This window comes from Mesorhizobium sp. LSJC285A00 (genome assembly GCF_000503155.1).
Taxonomy (GTDB): domain Bacteria; phylum Pseudomonadota; class Alphaproteobacteria; order Rhizobiales; family Rhizobiaceae; genus Mesorhizobium.
Map to the genome: position 1 here is coordinate 1 of NZ_AYVK01000087.1, position 4,894 is coordinate 4,894.

The following is a 4,894-nucleotide window of genomic DNA, read 5'->3' on the forward strand; positions in this document are numbered from 1 at the left end:
CGCTTATCATGGGCGATGACCGGTCAACGCACGATTGTTACGTCCAATTAGAGGCCCGAGCCTTTGTTATCGACGCGGGCCTCTTCACCAAGGCGCTTTTGACAAGCCCAACCCTGCGAAGTTTTCTGCTCCGCTACGTTCACTACTTTCACCTCCAGGCAAGCTTCACCGCGCTCAGCAATGCCCGGATGAACATCGTCGACAGGCTCTCAAGATGGCTGGTGATGTGCGATGATCGCGTCGACGGGAACAGCTTTGCGATTACGCACGAGTTCTTGTCAGTTATGCTCGGTGTCAGGCGGCCCGGCGTCACCATAGCGCTGCAAACCTTGGAGGGCCAAGGTCTGATACGCTCAATGCGAGGAGAGGTAGTCATTCTTGACCGAGCGCGTCTGATTGCGCTGGCTGATGGGTCATATGGCAGGGCTGAAGCCGAATACGCTCGGCTAGTCGGCAAACTGCATTGACNTGCGCTGGCTGATGGGTCATATGGCAGGGCTGAAGCCGAATACGCTCGGCTAGTCGGCAAACTGCATTGACCCCAGACGCCGCGCCCGTGGCACTATCCTGAGTGCCCCTGCAACGGAGCCCGCCGGCTGAGCCACGGTGTTTTTGCGTCAGGCGGGAACATTCCCGCTCTGAGGCTGTTTGGCCACAGCTGGCTCGTTCTTCAGCGGTCCGTGCCGGTGACCAAGATGTCCTCTCCACTCGTCATGGTCGGCCCGCGCAGCCTCCGAAGCAGGCGCGGGCCATCCCTGCAGCGTCGCCAGACGTCAGCGGGCTTTTTATCATTCGCCGTTTATCATGGAAGATTTGCAAGTTCGCGCCTGCGACGTTGCGCCATTGGATCAACACGTCCATGGGACGATCATCAGGCCTCCGCTCGAAAAGCCGGGTATAGAACTCCTCCGCTTTGTCCATCCTTGGCGAGCACGGCGTAAATTCCTTGGATTTGCATTCATAAATTGATTCCACCCATAATGAGCAAAGGGCGGGTCCCGTTCCAAAATGGGGTGTTTGCGGCAACCTGCTTTGTACGTTTCCGGCTCTTGCCTTTTTCGGAAAGTGACCCACAGAATAGCTGGTGAGGTTCTATCTCTCTGGGAGGATGGGATGGACGTTCAAGCACCTGTTCGGCCTGTGCAGCAAACGGCCAAGGAGCTGGTCCGCGAGGTCCTGTTGGGTTCTCAACCGGGCAATATAATTTCCCTGAAGGCGACCATTGCAGCGGTGCGCGAGCGCGGCCATGATCTTCGTGAGACTGACTGCCAGTTGGTCGGAATGATCGTCAATTCAGCCTCCGTTTGGGGACTGTTCATCGCCTTTGACGTTCGAGAGGCTTGATGCCCCACCGCTGGTTCAACCCTCCGGTTTATGTGAAGACTGAGCGCCCGGGGCTTCGCCTTGGTGTCAACCGAGTTGATGCCGCCGCGGAGGAGCTTCTAAAGTGGTCCAATCGTGGCCCCAAGTGGCGGCTGGCGGCTGAGGCTTGCCTATCTGCGATGGATGGCAAAATGCCGGGTAACGACTTCCGGCTGCTGTTCGAAGCCGCAGCCGATGAAGAGGAGATGCTACTGCCGGATTAACAACGCTATACGGACGGGACCATGCGCGTCTGTTCGCGTTGGCGGTCGGCGAATTAACTTGAATAATCTGACGCAAACGGCTGTGGCCATTGCTCTGTTTTGACCTTTTGTGTTACCTATTGTGCTTCGTTCCCGAGCTTCCTTTTCGATCCCTTGAAGAATACCGGAAAGAACGGGTTCGCGATGTCCGACACCAGAACAATAAGCGAATCGGAACGACCCCGGCGAAAATCAATTGCTTGTCGATTGAACTGAAATCCGATCGACCTTACAGCCTCGTTCACGCGGGTTCGGGTATCCTCCCTCACGTCGCCTGTACGCTCGAATTTCTGCTTTTGGGATCCGCTGGGGCCAGCTCAAAGACCGACGAGGCGCTTAGCCGACTGGCGGCTCATCACGAGAGCGGTCCGGCAGCTTTAGGAGTAGTAGATTTGCATATGGGTGCCAACTATTCGTCCCAATTGGGACAGGCTGCGGCCGGCAAGCTGCGCCTAGGTCTCACAAAAGGCTCAGGCGTTGGCATCGGAAAAGAGGCGGCTGCTAATTCTGAATGACCGATATGAGGCGCATGCGGTCCGGCAGTATATGGAACGAGAGCAGAAGGTCTGCTTCTGGTGCAAACCAGCGGAAAGGTGCCATTCCGCTGGTGGCGCGATCTTGGCCGCAACGACGTTGGTTGCCGCTGCCTGAAAGCAGACACGGTGGTACCGCGTTGGCAGCTTTGGCGCCTCAAAGCGATATTGAGGCTCAGGACGGTTTTAATCTCACCTCGACCAATCAGCTTGGAAAAGCGGCGATAGTCCGGATGCTCGTACCGCCAGCGGCCGGCGGAGATCGCAGGATGCACGCCAGCTTCCTGCGCCGCCTCCAACACCTCCTCCGTGCTGTTGTCCTTGTCGGTGCAAACGAGCCAGCCTCCGCTTCTATGGTTTCCGAACGAACTAAAATGATCTTGAGAAAACCATTATCAAATGCGCGTCCCGAAATGGGGGCGAAGGCGATGCGAGCGCATCGGAGCGGAAGTTCTATGCCGGCGACCCTCCGCGGAAGTCGGTGCGAAACTCCTGCCACAGCCCGCAACCGGAACATCACATGTGCTGGTGCATTGCTAGTGAACGCCAATTCGACTGGGGCGCAAAATGCATCGCGCGATCACAAATGCATGGGCAATGGTGCGAGAAGCCNGCAATCGCTTTTTATGCCACAACATCGTTGGCGCCAATTCTGCTCATCGTGGTTGCAATTGCGGGTCTCGCATTCGGTCACGAGGCAGCGCAAGCGGCATTGTCCGCCCAAATCACAGGGATGATGGGTACAGAAAGCGCAAATATCCTGCAAACCGCACTGAAGAGCGCATCCGAAAAGCCATCCGGCGGCACTTGGCCGGCGGTGATTGGCATCATCACCTTGCTTGTGAGCGCTTCCGGGGTCTTCGGCGAAATACAGCAGTCTTTGAACATGATATGGAAGGTCGAAGCGCAGGGAAGTTCGTTGTCGCGCCTGGTGCGCGCACGTGCGGTAAGTCTGGGACTGGTCACCGCACTTGGCTTCATGTTGCTCGTCTCTCTAGTCGCGAGCGCGGCGATTTCGGCCCTAGGCAACCTCATCAACGCACAGTTGCCGTTCGGGACACTTGTCCTGGGCGTTATCAACGCGGTCGTTTCTTTTGTCCTCCTCGCAGCTATTTTCGCTGCCATCTTCAAGATCTTGCCTGATCGAACCCTGGAATGGCGGGATGTCTGGATTGGCGCTGTTGTGACTGCTGCCCTGTTCACGCTCGGGAAATCGCTTATCGGTTGGTATATAGGCTCCAGCGCGGTCGCGGCCTCATATGGGGCCGCCGGTGGGCTGCTCGTCATCCTGTTGTGGGCTTACTACTCGGCGGAAATTTTTCTTTTTGGTGCGGAAATCACTCGCGCCTATTCCATTCGACACGGCAGCAGGTCCGATCAGGAAGCTGTGCTTCACAATGGTTGACCTGCAAGAGATGCCACTATCGCCGGCTGATCCCCGGTCCTGATCGCGTACTCTGATCAGGTCTAGGCTCGCCGGGATCGAGGTGGTTGGGGTCTTCGCCCGGCGAGCTGTCCACCTGCACGGAAAGTACTGGCCGTGGGTTTGCCCATCAGCCGTGACTTATGCAATATCGGTGCGGTTAAGCCCACAAGCATGCCCAACTGCACCGGCCATTCCCTACGGCTGCGTATGGTCTTCGCGCTCGGCAATTTTTTCCAAGAGCTTCCGTGAAGCCTCTAGGACACGGCGCGTCTCTTGGATGGTCGATTGTAGGGATTCAAGTTCTCTCTCCGCCCATCGCTGGCTACGGCGGGCGCCTTCGACGAACTGGTGGTCAGATTCCCATTTGTCTTTCATGCCTCTCAACGAGCGAGCCGGGGAACTCGTTCTAGTATACTCAAGGCCGATTGCCCGCTGGCTCACGCTGGCGGGCTTTTTTGCGTCAGTCGGGAACATCCTCACCCTGAGGCTGTTCGGTCACACCCGGCTCGTTCTTAAGCGGTCCTGCCGGTGACCAAGATCGCCCCTCACTCATCATGGTCGGCCCGCGCTCGGAAGCAAGCGCGGGCCATCCCTGAACAAGTCCGGGGCAACCGGCCAGGCAATTGCAGCATCGATGGTGGCCGCCGGCCGCCTTGACCGAACTTGCGGGCCAATTCCTCCTAGGTTGACGACGAAATATCGGTAGCAATTTCTACAATTTTCAATTTGGCTGGAAACCCTTTCTACCCGCAAGCGTTGAATTAGCACGGCTGCATTCAAGCAGTTGCATTCGGAGGAATTTTGATGAATTCGAAAATGCTCATTCTCGGCGCGACATTTGCCCTTATGACCGGATCGGCCTTTGCCGGCAGTTCCACTGGCACGTCTGCGCTCGACGATCCTGCAAAAATGTCTCCTTTCTTCACGGACAGCAGCATGAAGACCATGAAGTCTGAGGCCGAAGCGAAAACCGCTTGGTCGGCTATGTCTCAGGAGGATAAGGACGCTGTGATGAAGGACTGCGCTGACGCAGATATTGCGAAGGCCCATGAGAACTTCTGCAAAGCTGCGATGATGATGGGCAAATAGGCCCAGCACCTAGCTTAATATAATACGCGCCCGCTGGCCCGGCCGGCGGGCGTTTTCGTTTGCCCTCGGAACCTGGTCAATTCGCACAGTTGCTCCCCTGCGATGGCGCGGGCCGCCTCGAATCTGAAATTCTGTCAATCGCCCGACGCGGCTGCTGCCCTCCCTGCCGCGAGCCGGAATGCATAACGATTGCGGATGTGGCTGTTAAAATAGACGCCCTT

5 protein-coding genes are annotated in these 4,894 nt (G+C 57.1%); all 5 read left to right on the forward strand.

Annotation, left to right across the window (positions count from 1 at the left end; all coding sequences use genetic code 11):
- Positions 1–467: Crp/Fnr family transcriptional regulator (locus X726_RS137495; RefSeq protein WP_023673889.1), on the forward strand; the 467-nt coding region annotated here is incomplete at its 5' end.
- Positions 468–1,113: 646 nt separating this feature from the next.
- Complete coding sequence (locus X726_RS137490; protein ID WP_023690600.1) at positions 1,114–1,344, forward strand: hypothetical protein; 231 nt, start codon at positions 1,114–1,116, stop codon at positions 1,342–1,344.
- Positions 1,344–1,586 carry a DUF982 domain-containing protein gene (locus X726_RS137485; protein ID WP_023669677.1) on the forward strand — a complete coding sequence of 81 codons (243 nt, stop codon included), beginning with the start codon at positions 1,344–1,346 and terminating at the stop codon, positions 1,584–1,586. Before X726_RS137490 ends, X726_RS137485 begins: the two co-directional genes overlap by 1 nt.
- Before the next feature lie 1,092 nt (positions 1,587–2,678).
- Positions 2,679–3,563, forward strand: coding sequence for a YihY/virulence factor BrkB family protein (locus X726_RS137480; RefSeq protein ID WP_198037410.1), 885 nt, complete (start codon positions 2,679–2,681; stop codon positions 3,561–3,563).
- 825 nt (positions 3,564–4,388) lie between these two features.
- The gene (locus tag X726_RS137470; RefSeq protein ID WP_023673895.1) at positions 4,389–4,673 is read left to right on the forward strand and encodes a hypothetical protein; all 285 of its coding nucleotides are present in this window, start codon (positions 4,389–4,391) and stop codon (positions 4,671–4,673) included.
- Positions 4,674–4,894 lie beyond the last annotated feature (221 nt).

Excerpts from the sequence above, each read along its gene's own strand:
- X726_RS137490 (WP_023690600.1), top strand. The coding sequence starts at position 1,114 with ATGGACGTTCAAGCACCTGTTCGGCCTGTGCAGCAAACGGCCAAGGAG.
- X726_RS137485 (WP_023669677.1), top strand. The coding sequence starts at position 1,344 with ATGCCCCACCGCTGGTTCAACCCTCCGGTTTATGTGAAGACTGAGCGC.
- X726_RS137470 (WP_023673895.1), top strand. The coding sequence starts at position 4,389 with ATGAATTCGAAAATGCTCATTCTCGGCGCGACATTTGCCCTTATGACC.